This window comes from Altererythrobacter rubellus (assembly GCF_030284385.1).
In the GTDB taxonomy this organism is placed as follows: Bacteria; Pseudomonadota; Alphaproteobacteria; order Sphingomonadales; family Sphingomonadaceae; genus Erythrobacter; species Erythrobacter rubellus.
Genome location: NZ_CP127221.1, coordinates 927,102 through 946,772 on the forward strand (window position 1 = coordinate 927,102; position 19,671 = coordinate 946,772).

Consider the following 19,671-nt stretch of genomic DNA (forward strand, 5'->3'; position numbering starts at 1 on the left):
CTGCATTGAGAGGATCGTTTAGAGCGCGGCCTCATGCGTATCTTAACTCCCATTGCTTCGATCCTTCTCACCTTTGCACTTGCTGCGCCGTTGGCTGCACAAGAAACTGAAAACGTGGCAGAAGAGGGCGTAATCGTTGTCCTTGGTGAAGGCCTTAAGGACACGCCATCGGTTGTCGCATATTCGTCAAGCGAGATAGAGCTCGAGACGATCATCTCAGCCCCATCCGGGCGAATCGAAGACGTTTTATCCAATGTCGCCGGCTTCCAGCAATTTCGCCGTTCAGACAGCCGGTCTTCGAACCCCAGTGCGCAAGGCGTAACTTTGCGGGCACTGGGCGGGAATGCCACCAGTCGCGCGCTTGTGCTGTTGGATGGAGTGCCGATTACCGATCCGTTCTTCGGCTATGTCCCGTTGAATTCGATCAATCCGGAGCAGCTTAGTAGCATCCGCGTGACCCGCGGCGGCGGCTCGGGCCCGTTCGGTGCGGGCGCCTTAGCCGGTACAATCGAGCTGCAAAGCGCGGACGCAGCAACACTTGGACCCTTCGATGCGAGTCTGCTCGCAAACAATCGCGGCGCGACCGAAGCGACGGCGAGTCTTTCGCAGGAGCTGGGTGCGGGCTTTGGCGTGATCACCGGACGTTGGGATCGCGGCCAGGGATTCTTTACAACACCCGATGATCAGCGTGTGCCTGCCAGTGCGCGCGCGCGCTTCGATAGTTGGTCCGTCGGCATTCGTGGTGCCGCGCCATTGTCCGACACGGTCGAGTTGCAGATGCGCGCCGCCGCTTTTCGCGATGATCGGACCTTGCGCTTTGATGGCGCGGATTCATCAAGCGAAGGACAGGACGCAAGCCTGAGAATTGTCGGCCATGGTGATTGGGAATTCGATGCGCTTGCCTACATGCAAGCGCGCAACTTCTCGAACATTGTCATCAGTTCGACCCGCTTTGTGCGTGTGCTCGATCAACGCAATACGCCTTCAACCGGACTTGGTGGAAAATTCGAATTGCGCCCTCCGGTCGGGAATGACCGTACTTTGCGCCTTGGTGGTGATTATCGCCACGCCGACGGTGAATTGCAGGAAGATGCCTATTCCGCATTCACAGGTGCATTGACCCAGCGCCGCAGAGCAGGCGGTGTAAACACTAATCTGGGCTTGTTTGCGGAGAATGACTGGAACCTGGGCGCGCTGACTCTGACTGGTGGACTGCGGGCAGATCGCACGCGGATCAGCGAAGGTTTCTATCGCGCGCTCGACGCCTCTGGCGCACTGGTAACAGAAACAATTGCTTCAACGCGCAGCGATTGGGCAGTGTCCTGGCGGGCCGGTGCAGCATTCGAAACCAGTGACGCGCTCACGCTGCGTGCGGCTGCCTATACCGGTATGCGCTTGCCGACGCTCAACGAATTGTACCGGCCATTCGTGGTCTTCCCGGTTGTCACTCAGGCGAACGCAGAGCTGAAGAATGAGCGTCTTGAAGGGTTCGAGGTTGGCTTTGATCTTATGCCGACAGAGGCTGTCTCTTTCTCTTTGACCGCATTCGACAATCTCGTGAAGAACGCCATTGCCAATGTTACGCTGCAACCAAATTTGCGGCAGCGGCAGAATCTTCCGGCTATCGACGCGCAAGGTGTTGAAGCTGTAATGCGCGTGCGAACTGGCTCAATTAGCTTGGATGGCTCGCTCGCGTTCACCGATGCCACTATTGACGGTCGAGATGCGTCATTAGCGCTGGATGGCAATCGTCCGCCACAAACGCCCCGTTGGGCGGCTTCAGCTACGTTGGGCTGGTCACCAAAACCGGATTGGTACATCGCTTTGACGCTGCGCCATGTCGGTGCTCAATTTGAAGATGATCAGGAAACTGACCGGCTTGAGCCGGCGACCACTCTGGGTCTGTTTGCCGAAGTTCCGGTCACCGAGAAGCTAAGATTCGTGCTGCGCGGAGAGAACCTTACTGACGAACGCATCGTCACACGCAATTCGCGTGGTGCGATCGACTTGGGCACGCCGCTTACGATCTGGGCAGGATTACGTTACGGCTTCTAGAATGTTCACGTAAAATTCGCGGTGCATCAAATGCGACAAGATGTTGCATTTTTGCATCGTTACGTTTGCAGTATTGCTGGCTGGTGCCGCCTGCTCTTGTTATATTATTCAAGCAATTGGTAATCTCTCCGCACTTAAATACGGTTTTTTGGAGAGGGAACCAATGTCACGTAAACTTACCCAGCTAGCGGCTGGTCTTTTGGCCAGCACATTTATGGTCGCGCCAGCATATGCGCAGGACGCCGATGGCGCTCCGCAAGCTGATGAGGCGCTTAATGACAATGTGATCATCGTTACCGCGACCCGCCGCGCCGAGAATGTTCAAGACATTCCGATCGCGGTCACTGCGGTCAGCCCGGCGCAGTTGGAAAAGCAGGGCGTTGTCAACGTCCAGGAAATCACTCAGGTTTCGCCTAGCTTCTCGACTTCGCAAGCGCAGAACTCGTCCGGTACAGTGGTGCTTCGTATTCGCGGCGTGGGCACGACATCGAACAATATCGGCTTTGAAAGCGCGGTTGGCGTGTTTGTGGATGGTGCCTACCAGTCGCGAGCCGGTATCGCCTTGAGTGAATTCGTTGATGTGGAGCGCGTTGAAGTTCTGCGTGGTCCGCAAGGCACGCTGTTTGGCCGCAACACCTCTGCAGGCGCGCTGAATATCACCAACAAGCGTCCGGAGTTGGGCGAGTTCGGCGGCTTTGTGAATGCCACCTACGGCAATTATGATCACATGAATTTGCAGGGTGCAGTGAACATTCCATTGACCGAAGACACCGTCGCACTTCGCTTGACCGGTGCATGGCGCGAACGTGACGGGTTCATTGATTGGGTCGATGCCGGCGGTAACAAATTTGGCGAAGGAAATACCACTGATCAGTTCCTGGTCCGCGGGCAGATTGGCTGGGAAACCGATAGTGGTCTTAGGGGTCGCATTATTGGCGACTATTCCAAGTCTGAGGGTGTTTGTTGTTCAGCAGTAGAAGTGCTGCAATCTTCAGTTGAGACCGCAGGCAATTTTGCTTTGGTTGGACTTGGTGCAAGAGGGGGGATGGCCGGTCCGGACGTCGCGATCGACCCATTTGATACCAATGCCGCCCAAAGGGCGACCGACAATCAGATCGCGTCAATCAATACGCCGCATCTCAACAATACCGATCAATGGGGCATTACCGCGGAGGTTGAATATCCGCTGAGCGATGCAATCGATATGATCTACATCGGCTCATACAGAAAGTATGAATCTGCTGAGAGCTATGACTCAGACTTCTCTGCCCTGGACATTTTTGATGTTGCACCGGGCGGTGGAACCGAAATCAAGACCATGACGCACGAGCTGCGTTTGCAAGGCGATGCAGGTCGCCTGCAATGGATGATCGGTGGTTACTATTCTGACGAGTCTATCGATCAGGAAGTCAATTTCCGTTTGGGCGATGATTATGACGGGTTGGTTGGTGCGCTATTCGGCGGCGCATTTGGGCCAGCACCGCTGCAATTGCTGACCAATAGCAACGTGTTTCCTGGACCATTGAACGTTCCAGGTGGCTACAGTCCAGCTACTGTGACGGCGACAAATGCGTATTCGCAGGACAGCAAGAGCTGGTCGATCTTTACGCACAACACGTTCGAGATCACCGATGATCTAACCCTTACGCTTGGCGCTCGTTGGTCGGATGAAAGCAAGGACGGCAGCTTTACGCAGCCGGCAATCAACAACCCACTCTGCCCCGCAATTCAAGGTTCGATTGGAGCGGGTAACGTCCCGGCCTCATTGGCCACTACCGTATTTGTCGTTGGGTGTTTCCCGTTTGTGGCACCTGCGGTTGGATCGGATGCCAACCCATTCCCGTTGCCGCGCCTATTTAGTGGCAAATTCAAGGATGACGAACTGATCTACACCGCCAAAGTCGGGTATGATTTCGGCGATCTGAATGCATATGCCAGCTTTACGCATGGCTATAAGGCCGGCGGGTTTAACCTGGACTCGACGGCTGCGGCTGGTGGTGCCGATCCACGCTTCAATTCAGAGGAAGTGGACGCATGGGAAATCGGCATGAAGGGCCGTTTTATGGACGGCGCCGTGACCGCGAACTTGGCATTGTTCCATCAGGAATTCTCGGACTTCCAGGTTCTCGAATTCACCGGTGCACAGTTCCAGACGTTCAACGTTCCTACCGCCGTGTCGCAAGGGTTCGAGCTTGAAACTCAGATCCGACCAACCGATGGCCTCTCGATCAATGCCGGCCTGACCTACGTTGATGCCGAATATCCGAGCGATTGCGCGGACTCGAGCGATGCACTGCGCGTGCAGAACCTGTGTGGGAACTCCTTGACTAACGCACCTAAGATCGTTGCGATCTTGGGGGCGACTTATGAAGGGGAGATCGGCGATAGTTTGGGGTACTTCCTGAACGGTCAAATTCGCACTGAGGGTGACCGTCGCACTACCACGCAAGCGCGTGCGGTTCCAACTACAGCAGCACAGCTTGGCAATACTCCGCTCAGTCCGTTCGATGTTCAGGACAGCAATGTGAAGATCAACCTGCGCGCAGGGATCGGTGACATTGACGAAGCTTGGGGCATTGAGGCGTGGGTGACAAACCTCACCGATGAAGTCACCCGCGGTGTTACCTTCAACACGGTGCTTCGTGGCACCTCGCGCTCTGCCTTTACACAGCAGCCGCGGATGTATGGTGTGACGCTCCGCACGAAGTTCTAAGACTTCTGCGTTCAAGCCAAAAGAAAAGGGCGGTGGGGAAACCCGCCGCCCTTTCGCTTTGTCAGAAAGAAATGGCCGATCACATACTGCGCGCGATCACCATCTTCATGACTTCGTTCGAGCCACCGAAGATCCGTGTGATGCGGCTGTCGCGGTACATCCGCGCAATCGGGTAGTCATTGATGAAGCCCGCCCCGCCATGGAACTGCAGGCATTTGTCGACCACTTCGCCTTGAAGCTCGGTGACCCAGTATTTCGCCATACACGCGGTATCAACGCTCAGCTCTTTCTTGAGGTGTTTCGCGATGCAGTCATTGACGAACACCCGCGCTGCAGTCGCGCGAGCCTTTAGATCCGCCATCACGAACTGCGTGTTCTGGAAATCCCAGATCGTTTGTCCAAAGGCTTTGCGGTTCTTTACAAAGTCCATGGTTGTCTCAAGCGCTTTCTCAATGCCGGTCATCGCGCCCATCGCAATGATCAGGCGTTCCTGCGGCAATTCACCCATCAACTGGTAGAAGCCTTTGCCTTCCACGCCGCCAAGTACGTTTTCGGCCGGAACAAACACATCATCAAAAAACAGCTCTGATGTGTCAGCCGCGTCCAGCCCGATTTTGTCGAGCTTCTTGCCGCGTTGGAAACCCTCGGCCCCTTCGGTTTCAAGCAGCATCAAGGAGATACCCTTGGCACGCTCATCGGGATCGGTCTTCGCGACGACAATGATGAAGTCGGCAGTCTGACCGTTCGAGATATAGGTCTTCGCGCCGTTGATCTTGTACCCGTTACCATCTTTCAGGGCCGTCGTAGTGATGCTCTGAAGGTCCGAACCAACACCAGGTTCAGTCATTGCGATCGCGCTGACCAGCTCGCCAGTGACGAGTTTGGGCAAATACTTCTTCTTCTGCTCTTCAGTGCCGTGGCGCACTAGGTATGGCAGGATGACCGTGTTATGCAGCGACGCAGCAAAGCCTTCAACACCGTGCTTTGCCTGCTGATCGATCACGACCATATCGTGGCGGAAGTCTCCGCCGTGACCGCCATACTCTTCAGGCACAGATACGCCGAGAAGCCCGGCTTCGCCTGCTTCGTTCCAGAAACCGCGTTCGACTTGACCGTTTTCGCGCCATTGCAGCACACGCTTTTCCGGCGCGTGTTGTTGGTAGAACTTGCCCACGGCGTCTGCGAAGATCGAGATTTCCTCGTCCTCCATAAATTCGGGCTGGGGAACGTTTAAGACTGACATATTATTTCCCCTTCCAGTTAGGCTTGCGCTTCTCAGCAAAGGCAGCGGCGCCTTCGCGTGCGTCCTCGCTCATGAATACCGGGCCGAGAGCCTCGCCTTGGCGCTTGTAGCGCTCATCCATTGGCCATCCGCGCGATTCCTTCATGATCTTCTTTGAGATGCGCACTGCCAGTGGGCCATTTTCGGCAATCTTGGCAGCCAGTGCTTTCGCGCCGTCCAGTGCAGAACCATCAACGACCTGATTGATCAGGCCCAGGCTCGCCGCGCGTTCGGTGCCGATAAAGTCGCCTGTCAGAGCCAGTTCCATCGCCACGCGTTGCGGGATCTGATCGGGCAGCATCATCACGCCGCCAGCAGCCGCCACCAGCCCGCGCTTCACTTCAGGAATGCCGAACTTTGCGTCCTTGTTGGCAACGACAAGGTCACAAGCGATCATCAGCTCTAGGCCGCCCGCGAGCGCATAGCCTTCGACAGCGGCTATCAGCGGTTTTTGCGGTGGTGCTTCGACCACGCCGCCAAACCCGCGCCCTTCAACAGTCGGGCGTTCACCGCGCAGGAAACCTTTCAGGTCCATGCCAGAGCAGAACGTACCGCCTGCACCGGTCAGGATGCCGACTCGCAGCGAGTCATCAGAATCGAGCCGGTCCATCGCGGCCGCAATTCCTTCGGCTGCGGCCTTTGTCATGGCATTTTTGGCTTCTGGACGGTTGATCGTGACGATCAGGACACCGTCTTCTTCCTGCGTCAGAACTTCTTCGCTCATCAAGCGCTCTCCTATCACTTTTTGGCATTTCAGAATGCAACTGAAATCTTGTGTGAGTGGTGCAGGGGGTTTACGGAAACGTCAACCGCATTTTCGATAAGCGAGAGGATTCCCCATGGGCGAAGCATATATCATCGACGCAGTCCGCACCCCGCGCGGCATTGGCAAGCAAGGCAAGGGCGCGCTGGCAGCTGAACATCCGCAGCATCTGGCAGCGACCGTTTTGAAAGCAATTGCCGAGCGCAATCACCTCGACACTTCGACCGTAGATGATGTGATCTGGTCTGTTTCGACCCAAGACGGGATGCAAGCTGGAGACATGGGCCGCATGGCGGCGCTTGATGCAGGCTATGACATCACTTCCAGCGGGACCACGCTTGATCGCTTCTGTGGGGGCGGGATTACTTCGGTGAACCTCGCAGCTGCGCAGGTTATGAGCGGTATGGAAGACTGCATCGTTGCCGGCGGTACGGAAATGATGAGCCTGACGGCACAAATGTCCAAGGAGAAGATGCAGGCCGGGATCAAGCCGCCAATGATGGGCAGCTATAACGAACGGCTTCAGCGCGTTCACCCGCAAAGCCATCAGGGCATTTGCGGTGATGCCATCGCCAGCATGGAAGGTTTCACCCGCGAAGAGCTGGACGAAGTTGGTTATCGTAGTCAGCAACGCGCAGCCGCAGCAATTGAAGAGGGGCGTTTCGCGAAGTCAGTGATCCCGGTGGTGGACGATGACGGGAATGTTATTCTCGACCATGACGAATATCCGCGTCCCCAAACAACGCTGGAAGGGCTGGCACAGCTGGAGCCTGCCTTCACCAAGATCGCTGATGTGCCGCTGGATGCCAATGGTACCACTTTTCGCGGACTGGTAAACCAGAAGTATCCCGATCTTGAGATTCAGAATTTCCACCATGCGGGCAATAGCTCAGGCGTGGTTGATGGCGCGGCAGCTGTGCTGGTCACCAGCAAGGAATACGCGCAGAAGAACGGTCTCAAACCGCGCGCACGGATCGTTGCGACCGCGAATATGGGCGATGATCCTACGCTGATGCTCAACGCGCCTGTGCCAGCGGCCAAGAAGGTTCTCGAAAAGGCCGGAATGACGAAGGACGACATTGATCTTTACGAGATCAACGAGGCTTTCGCCGTGGTCGCCGCCAAGTTCGTGCGCGATCTTGATCTCGATTGGGACAAGGTCAACGTCAATGGAGGCTCCATCGCATTGGGTCACCCGATCGGGGCAACCGGCTCGATCTTGATCGGCACGATCGTTGACGAACTGGAGCGTCAGGACAAGCGCTATGGCCTAGTCACCATGTGCGCTGCGGGCGGAATGGCTCCCGCCATCATCGTGGAGCGCGTAGACGACTTCGTCGACTGAGTCTCACGCTATGATCGCTGACAACACGCCTATCATCATCGGGGTAGGACAAGCTTCGGAGCGCGTTGGCGAGCCGAACTATGAGGCTCTGTCCTACATGGATTTGGGCGGCCGAGCACTTGCAGCAGCCATTGGCAATGCGGGCGCAACTGGCGATCTGGCGAGTGAGATTGATACGCTGGCCGCGATCCGGGCGTTTGAAATGTCGCGTCCCGGTAAAGAGCCGCCCTTTGGCGGGCCAGACAATATTCCGGGTGCGTTGGCGAAGCGTGTGAATGCCCAGCCTGCGCGCTTAATCCTGTCCCCGACAGGTGGTCAGACGAACCAGCAGTATGTCGGTGAATTTGCAACCGACATTGCGGCGGGTGACAGCCAGTGCGCAGTCATTGTCGGTTCGGAAGTGATTTCAACGGCGTTGGCGCTCGCTGCCAAGGGCGAGAAGCCCGACTGGTCGGAACAAATCGGCGGCGAGTTCGAAGATCGCGGCTTTGGCTTGGACGGTATGATGGAGATGCAGCTTTTCGCGCATGGCGCGACCGGGGCGATCCCGCTTTATGCCATCGCCGAAAATGCGCGGCGCGCCAAACTGGGCAAGAGCCTGAATGAATATCGTCACGACATTGGCGAACTGTTCGAGCCTTTCACCAAAGTTGCAGCGGCCAACCCGCATTCTGCCGCGCCCGTTGAACGCAGTGCTGAAGAGCTTGCGACAGTTACCGATCGCAACCGCATCGTGGCAGAGCCATACACACGAATGACCGTCGCGCGCGATCAGGTAAACCAGGCCGCGGCGATCATCATCGCAAGTGCCGGCCTCGCTCGAAAGCTTGGTGTGCCGGAAGAGAGGTGGGTACACATTCACTCTGTCACTGCCGCTACTGAACTGATGCTATCTGCGCGGCCCGATCTGTCCGCAAACCCAGCCTCAATTGCTTCGGTCGAAGCTGCACTGGATCGGTCGGGCAAAGGCATAGACGACATGCAATTCCTGGATTTCTATTCCTGCTTTGCAATTCCAGTGTTCAATCAATGCGATCACTTTGGATTGGCCGTGGATGACCCTCGCGGATTGACGTTGACAGGCGGCCTGCCGTTCTTCGGCGGGGCAGGGAACAATTATTCCGCGCATGCAATCTGCGAAGCGGTGGAGCGGGTGCGCGGCAATCGTGGCTCATATGCTCTGGTTGGAGCCAATGGCGGCTGGATGAGCAAATACGCCACGGGCATTTACTCGACTGAACCTGCCGACTGGTCTGCGAACGATCGGTTTGAGAAACTGCCGATGGCGGACAATGGCGTGCCGTGCAGCGACGCGCCATTCGATAGCGCCACGGTTGAGAGCTACACTATAAACTACAGCAAGACCGGCAGCGACGCCGTGTTCATCGGGCGCAATTCTGCGGGTGTGCGCGTATGCGGCAACGCCGACCTTGCCGACGAAGCTACTCGCATAGCATTCGAAGGCGGTGAACCTTTTGGTGCAAAGCTGACCGTCACACAGGACGAACGCGGGCGTAATATGGGCAAGCTTGCCTAATCGTTCTTGCGTTCACCCCCGAGGAAATCGAGCGCGTCAAAGCCTTCAGGCGCAGGAACTTCCGTGACCGGATCTTCCCGATCATCGAATTCGGTGCGTAAGGCCCGGCTCATGATCGCATGCATGTGATACATCGCGGTGGTGTACGTCAGCTCGAGGATTTCCTCGTCTGAGAACTGCTCTTTCAATTCAACGAATAACGCGTCGGGCACGCGGCCTTGATGTGTGACAAGCCTGTCTGCATAGGCCAGTACGAGGCGTTCTTTCGCATCAAAGTACGGCGCCGTTTGCCACACCGGGATCGCTTCAATTTTGGCGTCGGGATAGGCGAGCCCGCGCAGGCTCTTGCAGTGCTGAGAGAATACGAACTGGCTGCCCGTGGCCCATCCGGCCCAAGTCTGGCCCAGCTCGCGCAATACCGGATCCAGCTTGCGCGAAGGATCGCGATAATAGGCAAAGCCTTGCGCGGCGTGCTTCAATGTTGCGGGCGAATTGGCAAAGATAGTCCACCAATCGCCCGGCGTGCCGGTTGGCGTACCTGGCTCTGCGACTGGATCGCGATCTCCGAACAACAGCTTATATAGCGGTAATGCGACCTTTTCGTCAGCTTCCGCCTTGGGAACCTCTCTCAATCGGGGCATGGCTCAGGCCTCCACTCTATCGGCCGCTGTCGCGGGTTCATGTGCGACATCTTCGGGCCCGAAGCTTTTTGTCGTGGCGGCAAACTCCAGCATGATGCTATTGGGGTCAGTAAAATAGACGGAGCGGACGAACACGCCTTCGTGTTTTTCGCGCGCGACGCCCATCGGGCTGTCGTCATGGTTTACGACAGCATGGGTATGAGGGACACCGGCTTGCTCAAGTCGGTCGAGCGCTGTTTCAAGCTCATCTTCGTCCATGTCGAATGCTAAGTGGTTCATGGATCCGACGGCGGTCTTCGCGTCGCCAGGAAAGCTTTTGACTGAGGCGATGCCGGGGGCAGCGGGCGGAGCATCTGCCCACCAGAAGAAAGCGACACTCGCACCGCCGCCGCAGTCGAAGAAGAAGTGCTGTCCACCGCCCGGCAGTTCAACCGTCTTGAACAGCGGCATATTGAGCACTTCGGTGTAGAAACGAACCGTTTCCTTCATGTCGCGGCACACCAGTGCGATATGGTTGATACCTTTGGTCTTGATCATCTCGCCTTCTCCCGCCACCTTCGTGCACGCATCGCTGCACGCTGGCAAATAGGCAGATCAGATAGGTGGGGCGGCGTGCCGCCTGCCAGTCTCACCGCCGCTTTGACAAAATGACGGGCTTCGCGTATTTAGTTACAAAAGAAACTATATTGATTCTCACTGGACTAAGCTCATGAACACGCACGAAACCCTTCACTCTGGCGACCTCTTCGAAAATCCCGCTGGCCTTGATGGATTTGAATTCGTTGAATTCTGCGCGCCCGAGAAGGGGCAGCTTGAAACGGTTTTTGAAGCAATGGGGTTCACTCATGTGGCTTCGCACCGTTCCAAGGACGTGCATCTGTGGCGTCAAGGCGGCATCAATTTGATCGCCAACTACGAGCCGCGCAGCGCGGCATGGTATTTCGCGCGCGAGCATGGACCGTCGGCATGCGGCATGGCGTTTCGTGTGCGCAACGCTGCCGCGGCCTGGGACCATCTGATGGAGCTGGGCGCAGAGCCGGTCGCAGTTGAAACGGGACCAATGGAACTTGCGATCCCTGCAATCCGCGGCATCGGCGGCGCGATCCTATATCTGGTTGATCGTTACGAAGACGAGAATGGAGAGGGTCTGTCGATCTATGACATCGATTTCGAATATTTGCCCGGCGTTGAAAAACACCCTGAAGGCGCAGGCTTCAAGCTGATCGATCACCTGACGCACAACGTCTACACCGGCCGGATGAAGTACTGGGCCGACTATTACGAGAGCCTGTTCAATTTTCGCGAAATCCGCTTCTTCGACATTAAAGGCGAGTATACCGGCCTGACGTCCAAGGCGCTGACCGCGCCTGACGGCAAGATCCGCATCCCGCTCAATGAAGAGGGCGAGGGCGGCAAGGGCCAGATCGAGGAATTCCTGCGCGAATTCAATGGTGAAGGCATCCAGCATATCGCGCTGATCTGCGACGATCTCGTCACCTGCTGGGACCGGCTGCAGAAGCTTGGCGTCCCGTTCATGACCGCCCCGCCCGCAACCTATTACGCCATGCTCGACGAGCGCCTGCCCGGCCATGGCGAGGATGCCGAGGCACTGCAGATGCGCGGCATCCTGCTTGACGGCACCACAGAAGGCGGCCAGCCCCGCCTTCTACTGCAGATTTTCGCGCAGGCGCAGGTCGGGCCGGTGTTCTTCGAATTCATCCAGCGCAAGGGCGACGAAGGCTTCGGAGAAGGCAATTTCAAGGCGCTGTTCGAAAGCATGGAGCGCGACCAGATCGAACGCGGCGCACTCAAGGTCGAGGAGCCCGCAGAATGAGCGTCATCAAGCCCTCAGGCATCCACCACGCCGCCTATCGCTGCAAGGACGCCAAAGAGACCGTTGAATGGTACGGCCGCGTGCTGGGGATGGACTACACCACCGCTTTTGCGGAGGATCATGTACCGTCGACCGGCGAATACGATCCCTACATGCATGTGTTCCTGGATGCGGGGAACGGCAACATCCTCGCGTTCTTCGAACTGCCTAATCAGCCGACCATGGGCCGCGATGAAAACACCCCGGCATGGGTCCAGCATCTCGCCTTTCGGGTCGCATCGGAAGACGAATTGCTCGCTGCCAAGGCGCATATAGAAGCGCAAGGCATCGATGTGCTTGGCCCGACTCATCACGGCATCTTCAAGTCGATCTACTTCTTCGATCCCAACGGCCACCGGGTCGAGCTCGCCGCCGATATCGGCACGGACGAGCAATACGCCGAGCTCAAACGCGTAGCGCCGCCGATGCTCGACGAATGGAGCCAAACCAAGAAGGCCCCGCGCCACGCCGACTGGCTGCATGAGATTGCGCGCGCAGAGCACGGTCTGGAATCGCGCGACTAAACTGAAGTCAAATCGGCTTCGCGATAAGACGAATCTTGTTACGATGCCATTCATATGTTAACGTTCCCAAAAACCGGGTTTTGGGAGCTCATGCACAATGTGGAAACCGATAATCGCTGTGGCGGCATTGGCACTTATTGGCCTAAGCGCTGCCCCGCTATCTGCCGACCAAAATGTTATTGCAGAACTTGATGCGCAACTTCCAGGAACACTGGTCAACGACCCTACAAGGCTTGATTGGGAAAGTTATGGCAGTGATTTAGAGCGTAGTGTCGTCCAAGACGAGGCGATACCTGGCGGCGGCGTTGCTGTCCGCTTCGATATCAAGCGGGCGGACGAGTTTATCTACACTGCGGGGACCAACGTGCCTCTGACCAAACCGGTTCGCCGTGGCGATACCATTACTATCGGGTTCTATGCCCGAGCGATTGGAGCACAGACGGACGATGGTAGAGGCGTTCTGCGGGTTCGTTTCCAGCAAAATGCGCCACCCTATCCCGGTTTTGGAGAAAAGACGCTTTCTATTGGCAACGAATGGGAATGGTACGAAGTAACCGCTGATGCCGAGCAGGGCTTGCGAAGGCAAGATGGAATCGTGGCTCTTCAATTTGGACGCACACGCCAAGTGCTCGAAATTGGACAGACCATCGTGGTATCCGGATCAGGTCGGATAGCTTCGGACGTCCCCGCAGCGCCAACTCAGCCCACAGCTATAGCTGAACCCAAGCCTAAGCCGACGCCTATCCCTGTGGTTCGTGAAGAACCCTTGATCCCTGACGCCTTGCAGGGTGCAGGCGAACTGCTCAATGATCCGCGGGGCAGCGATTGGCGGGTGATAGGCGATATGGCGGCTGCGGAGCAGCGTGAAGAGCCAGCAATATGGCTCAATAGAGCAACGCGTTTCACTGTGGGCACCCCTTCCGATGATCCGGATTCGTTGTCGCTAGCGATCCCTCTCGACGCCTCGATCGAAGCTGGCGATAGTCTGCTAATTGCAGTGGCCGGAAGGACCGAACAGGCCATAACACCTGATCGCCGTGCGCGTGTAGAAGCCAAGATCGACGATCTGGAGCCAGGCCGTGGGAATTTTGCGCAGGCGCTTTTCCCATTGGGCGAAGACTGGCAACTGATCCGCCTGCGGGCCCAGTCGCCGCGTGCTTATGCTCCGAGAGCCGCGGAACTGGTGCTTAGTTTTGCTGGATATGCGCAGATCGTCGATATTGGGCCGGTCTACGTATTTCGAACAGAGCCGACGGAATAGTGCCAAGGTAATAGATAACAAAAGCGCAGGGTGTGTCGGTTGCATTTTGCGCTATGAAAGCGGGATCTAAAGGAGATTCAGCTCTATGACCGGCTTTGTTGCCCGCCCAGTACCTAGCTACCCAACGCATTGTGCGACCGAACAATATGACGCGATGTATGCGCGTTCGCTCCAAGATCCGGACGGTTTCTGGCTAGAGCAGGCTCAGCTGCTGGACTGGGTGCAGGCTCCAGACAAAGGCGGTGAATGGTCGTATGACCCTGTCGTTATCAAGTGGTTCGCGGACGGATCCCTTAACCTTTGCTACAATGCGGTGGACCGTCATGTTGATGCCGGGCGGGGCGATACGACTGCGCTGATTTTCGAGCCAGATGATCCAGCATCGCCGGGCCGCAGTCTGACCTATCGCGAGTTGCATGCCGAAGTGGTTCAGATGGCCAATGCGCTGAAATCGCTGGGTGTGACCAAAGGTGAACGCGTCACGATTTATATGCCGATGGTAATCGAAGGCGTACTGGCCATGCTCGCCTGCGCACGGATCGGTGCGATCCATTCAGTGGTATTCGGCGGGTTTTCTCCTGAAGCGCTTGCGGGGCGCATTGTCGATTGCGGCAGCCGGTTCGTGATTACGGCTGATAGTGGGCTCCGAGGATCAAAACCGATACCGCTGAAAGATAATGTCGATGCCGCGCTGAAGATCGACGGCGTCGATGTATCGGGCGTCTTGGTGGTCAAGCATACCGGCGCAGATGTTGCGATGAGTGAGTGCCGCGATAACTGGTATCATGAATTGAAATCTGACGCGGATTGCCCTTGCGAGGAAATGAATGCCGAGGATCCGCTATTCATTCTCTACACATCAGGATCGACCGGAAAGCCCAAGGGCGTGCTGCACACCACCGGCGGATACGGCGTCTGGACCGCGACCACCTTCAACTACATATTCGATTATCAGCCCGGCGAGGTCTTCTGGTGCTCGGCCGATATTGGCTGGGTCACGGGCCACAGCTATATCGTGTACGGCCCGCTGATGAACGGCGCCACGCAGATCGTGTTTGAAGGCGTACCGAATTATCCGGACCATGGGCGTTTCTGGGACGTTATCGCCAAGCACAAGGTCAATATTTTCTACACTGCACCTACCGCTATTCGCGCACTGATGCGCGAGGGCGATAGCTTCGTGGAGGTGCATGACCGGTCATCGCTGCGGCTGCTCGGCACAGTGGGCGAGCCGATCAATCCAGAGGCTTGGCGCTGGTACCACGAAGTGGTGGGCGAGGGGCGCTGCCCGATCATCGACACTTGGTGGCAGACTGAAACCGGCGGCTGCATGATCACAACACTACCAGCGGCGCATCACATGAAGCCCGGCAGCGCGGGCAGGCCGTTCTTCGGTGTGCGGCCACAACTGGTGGGCAATGAAGGCGAAGTTCTGGACGGGGCAACCAGCGGCAATCTGTGCATCACGCACAGCTGGCCAGGCCAAGCGCGCACCGTTTACGGTGATCACGAGCGGTTCGTGCAGACCTATTTCAGCACCTATCATGGCAAGTATTTCACCGGCGATGGATGTCGCCGCGATGAAGACGGATATTACTGGATCACGGGCCGCGTAGACGATGTGATCAACGTTTCCGGACACCGGATGGGCACTGCAGAGGTGGAAAGTGCGCTGGTATTACATCCGCTTGTTTGCGAGGCGGCGGTCGTGGGATATCCGCACGACATCAAGGGGCAAGGTATCTATTGCTATGTTACACTGAATGCCGATGCTGAAGTTACGGACGATTTGGTCGCTGAGCTGCGCCAGCATGTGCGCAAGGAAATCGGCCCCATCGCCACGCCCGATCACATCCACTTAACGCCCGCGTTGCCAAAGACTCGCAGCGGCAAGATCATGCGGCGTATCCTCCGCAAGATTGCAGAGAATGACTACGGCTCGCTGGGCGACACCTCTACGCTGGCTGATCCGAGCGTGGTCGAAAGCCTGATTGAGGGGCGACAGAATCGGTAGAGACTAATGCACCCGTGCGGCCCCAGAACCGCGCGGTACACGGATATTCTCGACCAAGGCATCGATTTCTGCGGGCGGTTTGGCGGTCATCCGTGCGACCCCGATCGCAACGGCGAAGTTCAATACCATTCCGACCACGCCGATTCCTTCAGGCGAAATGCCGAACAGCCAATTTTCGGCTGTGTTTGCGGCTGGCTCCCACAGCTTAAAGTAAGCGATGTAGAGGAATGTCGAAGTCAGGCCCGCTACCATCCCTGCAATCGCGCCTTCGCGATTCATACGCTTGCTAAAAATACCCATAAAGATCGCCGGGAACAGGCTTGCGGCAGCGAGGCCAAAGGCGAAAGCGACCACTTGCGCCACCCATCCCGGCGGATAGATCCCGAGATATCCCGCAACCACAATAGCTGCAGTTGCAGCGATGCGCGCCGCCAACAGTTCACCCTTCTCGGATATGTCGGGCTTGAGAGTGGACTTTAGCAGATCGTGGCTGACCGAACTTGAAATGACCAGCAGCAGTCCGGCAGCTGTGGACAGCGCGGCGGCTAAGCCGCCAGCGGCCACCAGCGCGATTACCCATCCGGGCAGGTTGCCAATCTCGGGGTTCGCCAGAACCATTATGTCGCGGTCGACATAAACTTCGTTTTCATTGACCGTCGCCATGTTGTCGAGCAGCCGCTCTCCCGAATTGCCAACGCCACTCTCGCTAAATTCGGGGCTGCCTGCGAATGCGTCGCCGGCCCGGTATTGCATGACGCCATCACCATTCTTGTCGCGCCAGGCAATCAGGTCATTGGCTTCCCAATTGGTGAACCACTCGGGCGCTTCGGCATATTGTGTCTCATTGACGGTATCGACAAAGTTGAGCCGTGCGAATGCGCCTACTGGCCCTGCTGTGGTGTAAAGCAGCGCGATAAAGATCAGCGCCCACCCGGCCGAGCGGCGCGCATCCGATGCCTTGGGTACGGTGAAAAAGCGCACGATCACATGGGGTAGGCCTGCAGTGCCAACCATAAGCGCCAGCGTAATGCAGAACACATCAATCATCGACTTGCTGCCTTTAGTATATTGCCCGAACCCTAGGTCCATCAGGACAAGATTGAGCTTTTCCAGCACGTACAGACTGCTGCCATCGCTGACCTGTGAGCCCAGCCCAAACTGCGGGATCGGATTGCCGGTGATCATGAAGCTCAGGAAGAAGGCTGGCACCATATAGGCGAAGATCAGTACGCAATATTGCGCGACCTGAGTGTAGGTGATGCCCTTCATCCCGCCCAGGACCGCATAGACAAACACTATGCCCATGCCGATGATCACGCCCCACAGGATTGGCACATCCAGAAAGCGGCTAAACACGATGCCCACGCCGCGCATCTGGCCTGCGATATAGGTGAAGCTGATAAAGATCAGGCAAATCACCGCGACCACACGTGCAGCCTTGGAATAATACCGCGTGCCAATGAAATCCGGAACTGTGAACTGGCCAAATTTGCGCAGGTACGGCGCAAGCAGTAGCGCGAGCAGCACATAGCCGCCGGTCCAACCCATCAAGTAAACCGAGCCATCATAGCCTGCGAAAGCGATGATGCCCGCCATCGAAATGAAGCTTGCCGCGCTCATCCAGTCGGCTGCGGTTGCCATGCCGTTGACAACCGGATTTACACCTCCGCCGGCGACGTAGAATTCCTTTGTCGAGCTTGCGCGGCTCCAGATGGCAATGCCGATGTAGAGCGCAAAACTCGCACCGACGAAGAGATAGATCAGTGTTTGCGTCTCCATTAACCGGCCCCACCTTCCATAGAGGCAGCGACTTCGTCGTCATCATCAAGGTTAAAACTTTGTTCGATCTTGTGAATTCGCCAATTGTAGAAGAATATCAGAGCGATGAAGGTGTAAATTGACCCTTGCTGCGCAAACCAGAAGCCAAGCGGATAGCCCCCCAGCATGAACTGATCGAGCCAGTCTCGAAACAGGATACCTGCACCGAAAGAGACGGCGAACCAGATCGCCATGAGCGTGAGCAACAGTCGAATATTCGCTGTCCAATAGCGGCTATTTGATTCGCCCGCTGCGGATTCGTGCTCGTGTTCGCTCATACTGTCCCCTCCAAGGCAATGCATGGCAGCTTTCCTTTGAATTTGTCCAGTCACAGTCATTTGGTCGCACCTTGGCGATGGACCTTGATACACAGGCTGGTAAGACCTTCGCCCGACCCCAAGGAGACCCAAGTGACTGATTATCCCCAACTCGAACTTCTTATTGGCGGCGAAGCAATTGGCGCTGCTGGTCGCGAGACGATCGACGTGCTTGATCCGGCCAGTGGCGATGTCATCGCAGCATTGCCTGCAGCGACCGCGGCGGATCTTGATGCGGCGCTGGATTCAGTTTCAAAAGGATTCAAAAGCTGGCGCAAGACATCTGCTGACGAACGCGAAGCAGTGCTGCGCAAAGGTGCTGCACTGATCCGCGAACGCGCCAAGGAAATCGGTGCGGCAATCACCCTAGAGCAGGGCAAGCCGTTCAAGGAAGCTGTAGGCGAGACGATTTACTGCGCCATGCTGCTGGAATTCTATGCGGGTGAATGCAAACGGCTATATGGTCGCACACTGGTTCGTCCCGATGGTCAGCGCGCAGAAGTAAGGTATGAGCCTGTCGGTCCGGTGGCGGGTTTTTCAGCATGGAATTTCCCGGCATTGAACGTGATGCGCAAGGTGGGCGGTCCTCTGGCGGCAGGTTGCTCAGTCATCGTCAAACCGTCCGAGGAAACACCCGCAGGCGGTCTCGGCATCGTCAAGGCGCTGCACGACGCAGGTGTTCCAGGAGAGGTGCTGCAATGCGTTTTCGGCGTTCCATCGGACATCAGCGAACACTTGCTGGCCAGCCCGGTGATCCGCAAAGTGACCTTCACCGGATCAACAGCGGTCGGCAAGCATCTGGCCAAATTGGCTGCCGAGGATTTGAAGCGCACTACGATGGAACTGGGCGGCCACGGCCCAGTCCTGATTTTCAACGATGCCGACATTGACAAGGCGCTCGACACCATGTCCGCCAACAAGTTCCGCAATGCGGGGCAGGTATGTGTCAGCCCAACGCGCTTTCTGGTCGAAGAAGATGTCTTCGAACGCTTCCGTGACGGGTTCGTTGAACGAGCAAAAGCGATCAAGGTTGGCAATGGCATGGATGGGGATACGCAGATGGGCCCGATGGCAAGTCAGCGTGGCCCGGATGGTATTCAGGCGAAGGTTGCGGACGCGCTGGACAAAGGCGCGAAGCTTGAAGCCGGCGGCAACCGGATCGGCAATCAGGGCTTCTTCCATGAGCCGACAGTGCTCTCCGAAGTCCCGCTGGATGCCGAGATCATGAACGAAGAGCCGTTCGGTCCGGTTGCGTTGATCAACCCGATGAAGGGCGAAGCTGCGATGGTCGAGGAGGCGAACCGGCTGCCATACGGCTTGGCGGCATATGCCTGGACACAAGATGCCGGGCGCCGGATGCGCATGGCTAGTGATATCGAAGCGGGTATGGTCGCAATCAACAACGGTTCGGTCAGTGCCGCCGATGCGCCCTTCGGCGGAGTCAAATGGTCCGGTTCCGGCTTGGAAGATGGCGCAGAGGGCGTGACCGCCTGTCTCGTTTCAAAGACCGTGCATGAAAGCGCCTAGG

The 19,671-nt window shown here is 57.0% G+C and carries 15 protein-coding genes; 9 read left to right on the forward strand and 6 right to left on the reverse strand.

Translation table 11 applies throughout. The features are described from left to right. The first annotated feature begins 33 nt into the window (after positions 1-33). Together QQX03_RS04655 and QQX03_RS04660 are read left to right on the forward strand one after the other, a co-directional pair. Positions 34-2,055, forward strand: coding sequence for a TonB-dependent receptor (locus QQX03_RS04655; RefSeq protein ID WP_285976704.1), 2,022 nt, complete (start codon positions 34-36; stop codon positions 2,053-2,055). A gap of 163 nt (positions 2,056-2,218) precedes the next feature. Then, positions 2,219-4,768: a TonB-dependent receptor gene (locus QQX03_RS04660; protein WP_285976705.1), complete on the forward strand. Its 2,550-nt coding sequence runs from the start codon at positions 2,219-2,221 to the stop codon at positions 4,766-4,768. Positions 4,769-4,847: 79 nt separating this feature from the next. Here QQX03_RS04660 and QQX03_RS04665 read toward each other — a convergent pair whose 3' ends face one another. Both QQX03_RS04665 and QQX03_RS04670 read right to left on the reverse strand, forming a co-directional pair. Beyond that, positions 4,848-6,011, reverse strand: coding sequence for an acyl-CoA dehydrogenase family protein (locus tag QQX03_RS04665; protein ID WP_285976706.1), 1,164 nt, complete (start codon positions 6,009-6,011; stop codon positions 4,848-4,850). A gap of 1 nt (position 6,012) precedes the next feature. After that, on the reverse strand, positions 6,013-6,774 hold the full coding sequence (locus QQX03_RS04670; protein WP_285976707.1) for a crotonase/enoyl-CoA hydratase family protein: 762 nt from the start codon (positions 6,772-6,774) through the stop codon (positions 6,013-6,015). Positions 6,775-6,889: 115 nt separating this feature from the next. Between QQX03_RS04670 and QQX03_RS04675 the strand changes: the two genes are divergently transcribed. Together QQX03_RS04675 and QQX03_RS04680 are read left to right on the forward strand one after the other, a co-directional pair. Further along, positions 6,890-8,158, forward strand: a complete 1,269-nt coding sequence (locus QQX03_RS04675) for an acetyl-CoA C-acetyltransferase (protein ID WP_285976708.1) — start codon at positions 6,890-6,892, stop codon at positions 8,156-8,158. Positions 8,159-8,168: 10 nt separating this feature from the next. Then, positions 8,169-9,695 (forward strand): acetyl-CoA acetyltransferase, encoded by a 1,527-nt coding sequence (locus QQX03_RS04680; RefSeq protein ID WP_285976709.1) that lies wholly within the window; start codon positions 8,169-8,171, stop codon positions 9,693-9,695. Here QQX03_RS04680 and QQX03_RS04685 read toward each other — a convergent pair. Together QQX03_RS04685 and QQX03_RS04690 are read right to left on the reverse strand one after the other, a co-directional pair. Further along, entirely contained in the window at positions 9,692-10,336 is a 645-nt protein-coding gene (locus tag QQX03_RS04685) for a carboxymuconolactone decarboxylase family protein (RefSeq protein WP_285976710.1), read from the reverse strand. The genes QQX03_RS04680 and QQX03_RS04685 overlap by 4 nt on opposite strands. A 3-nt stretch (positions 10,337-10,339) precedes the next feature. Next, positions 10,340-10,873: a VOC family protein gene (locus QQX03_RS04690; protein ID WP_285976711.1), complete on the reverse strand. Its 534-nt coding sequence runs from the start codon at positions 10,871-10,873 to the stop codon at positions 10,340-10,342. Positions 10,874-11,045: 172 nt separating this feature from the next. On the opposite strand from QQX03_RS04690, the gene hppD reads away from it, so the two are divergent. The 4 genes from hppD (at position 11,046) to acs (ending at position 16,008) form a co-directional block, all read left to right on the forward strand. After that, positions 11,046-12,170 carry a 4-hydroxyphenylpyruvate dioxygenase gene (gene hppD / locus QQX03_RS04695; RefSeq protein WP_285976712.1) on the forward strand — a complete coding sequence of 375 codons (1,125 nt, stop codon included), beginning with the start codon at positions 11,046-11,048 and terminating at the stop codon, positions 12,168-12,170. After that, entirely contained in the window at positions 12,167-12,733 is a 567-nt protein-coding gene (locus QQX03_RS04700; RefSeq protein WP_285976713.1) for a VOC family protein, read from the forward strand. The genes hppD and QQX03_RS04700 overlap by 4 nt, the downstream gene beginning before the upstream one ends. Positions 12,734-12,830: 97 nt before the next feature. Continuing rightward, on the forward strand, positions 12,831-13,994 hold the full coding sequence (locus QQX03_RS04705) for a hypothetical protein (RefSeq protein WP_285976714.1): 1,164 nt from the start codon (positions 12,831-12,833) through the stop codon (positions 13,992-13,994). An 85-nt stretch (positions 13,995-14,079) separates the two neighbouring features. Then, positions 14,080-16,008, forward strand: a complete 1,929-nt coding sequence (gene acs / locus QQX03_RS04710) for an acetate--CoA ligase (RefSeq protein WP_285976715.1) — start codon at positions 14,080-14,082, stop codon at positions 16,006-16,008. 3 nt (positions 16,009-16,011) lie between these two features. On the opposite strand, the gene QQX03_RS04715 is transcribed toward acs, so the two are convergent. Then, on the reverse strand, positions 16,012-17,787 hold the full coding sequence (locus QQX03_RS04715) for a sodium:solute symporter family protein (protein ID WP_285976716.1): 1,776 nt from the start codon (positions 17,785-17,787) through the stop codon (positions 16,012-16,014). Then, on the reverse strand, positions 17,787-18,104 hold the full coding sequence (locus QQX03_RS04720) for a DUF4212 domain-containing protein (protein ID WP_285976717.1): 318 nt from the start codon (positions 18,102-18,104) through the stop codon (positions 17,787-17,789). Before QQX03_RS04720 ends, QQX03_RS04715 begins: the two co-directional genes overlap by 1 nt. A 132-nt stretch (positions 18,105-18,236) precedes the next feature. On the opposite strand from QQX03_RS04720, the gene QQX03_RS04725 reads away from it, so the two are divergent. Next, entirely contained in the window at positions 18,237-19,670 is a 1,434-nt protein-coding gene (locus tag QQX03_RS04725; RefSeq protein WP_285976718.1) for an NAD-dependent succinate-semialdehyde dehydrogenase, read from the forward strand. The last annotated feature ends 1 nt before the right edge of the window (position 19,671 follow it).

Bases quoted from the DNA above. Each gene is read 5' to 3' on its own strand.
- QQX03_RS04655 (WP_285976704.1), top strand. From the start codon at position 34: ATGCGTATCTTAACTCCCATTGCTTCGATCCTTCTCACCTTTGCACTT.
- QQX03_RS04660 (WP_285976705.1), top strand. From the start codon at position 2,219: ATGTCACGTAAACTTACCCAGCTAGCGGCTGGTCTTTTGGCCAGCACA.
- QQX03_RS04665 (WP_285976706.1), bottom strand. From the start codon at position 6,011: ATGTCAGTCTTAAACGTTCCCCAGCCCGAATTTATGGAGGACGAGGAA.
- QQX03_RS04670 (WP_285976707.1), bottom strand. From the start codon at position 6,774: ATGAGCGAAGAAGTTCTGACGCAGGAAGAAGACGGTGTCCTGATCGTC.
- QQX03_RS04675 (WP_285976708.1), top strand. From the start codon at position 6,890: ATGGGCGAAGCATATATCATCGACGCAGTCCGCACCCCGCGCGGCATT.
- QQX03_RS04680 (WP_285976709.1), top strand. From the start codon at position 8,169: ATGATCGCTGACAACACGCCTATCATCATCGGGGTAGGACAAGCTTCG.
- QQX03_RS04685 (WP_285976710.1), bottom strand. From the start codon at position 10,336: ATGCCCCGATTGAGAGAGGTTCCCAAGGCGGAAGCTGACGAAAAGGTC.
- QQX03_RS04690 (WP_285976711.1), bottom strand. From the start codon at position 10,873: ATGATCAAGACCAAAGGTATCAACCATATCGCACTGGTGTGCCGCGAC.
- hppD (WP_285976712.1), top strand. From the start codon at position 11,046: ATGAACACGCACGAAACCCTTCACTCTGGCGACCTCTTCGAAAATCCC.
- QQX03_RS04700 (WP_285976713.1), top strand. From the start codon at position 12,167: ATGAGCGTCATCAAGCCCTCAGGCATCCACCACGCCGCCTATCGCTGC.
- QQX03_RS04705 (WP_285976714.1), top strand. From the start codon at position 12,831: ATGTGGAAACCGATAATCGCTGTGGCGGCATTGGCACTTATTGGCCTA.
- acs (WP_285976715.1), top strand. From the start codon at position 14,080: ATGACCGGCTTTGTTGCCCGCCCAGTACCTAGCTACCCAACGCATTGT.
- QQX03_RS04715 (WP_285976716.1), bottom strand. From the start codon at position 17,787: ATGGAGACGCAAACACTGATCTATCTCTTCGTCGGTGCGAGTTTTGCG.
- QQX03_RS04720 (WP_285976717.1), bottom strand. From the start codon at position 18,104: ATGAGCGAACACGAGCACGAATCCGCAGCGGGCGAATCAAATAGCCGC.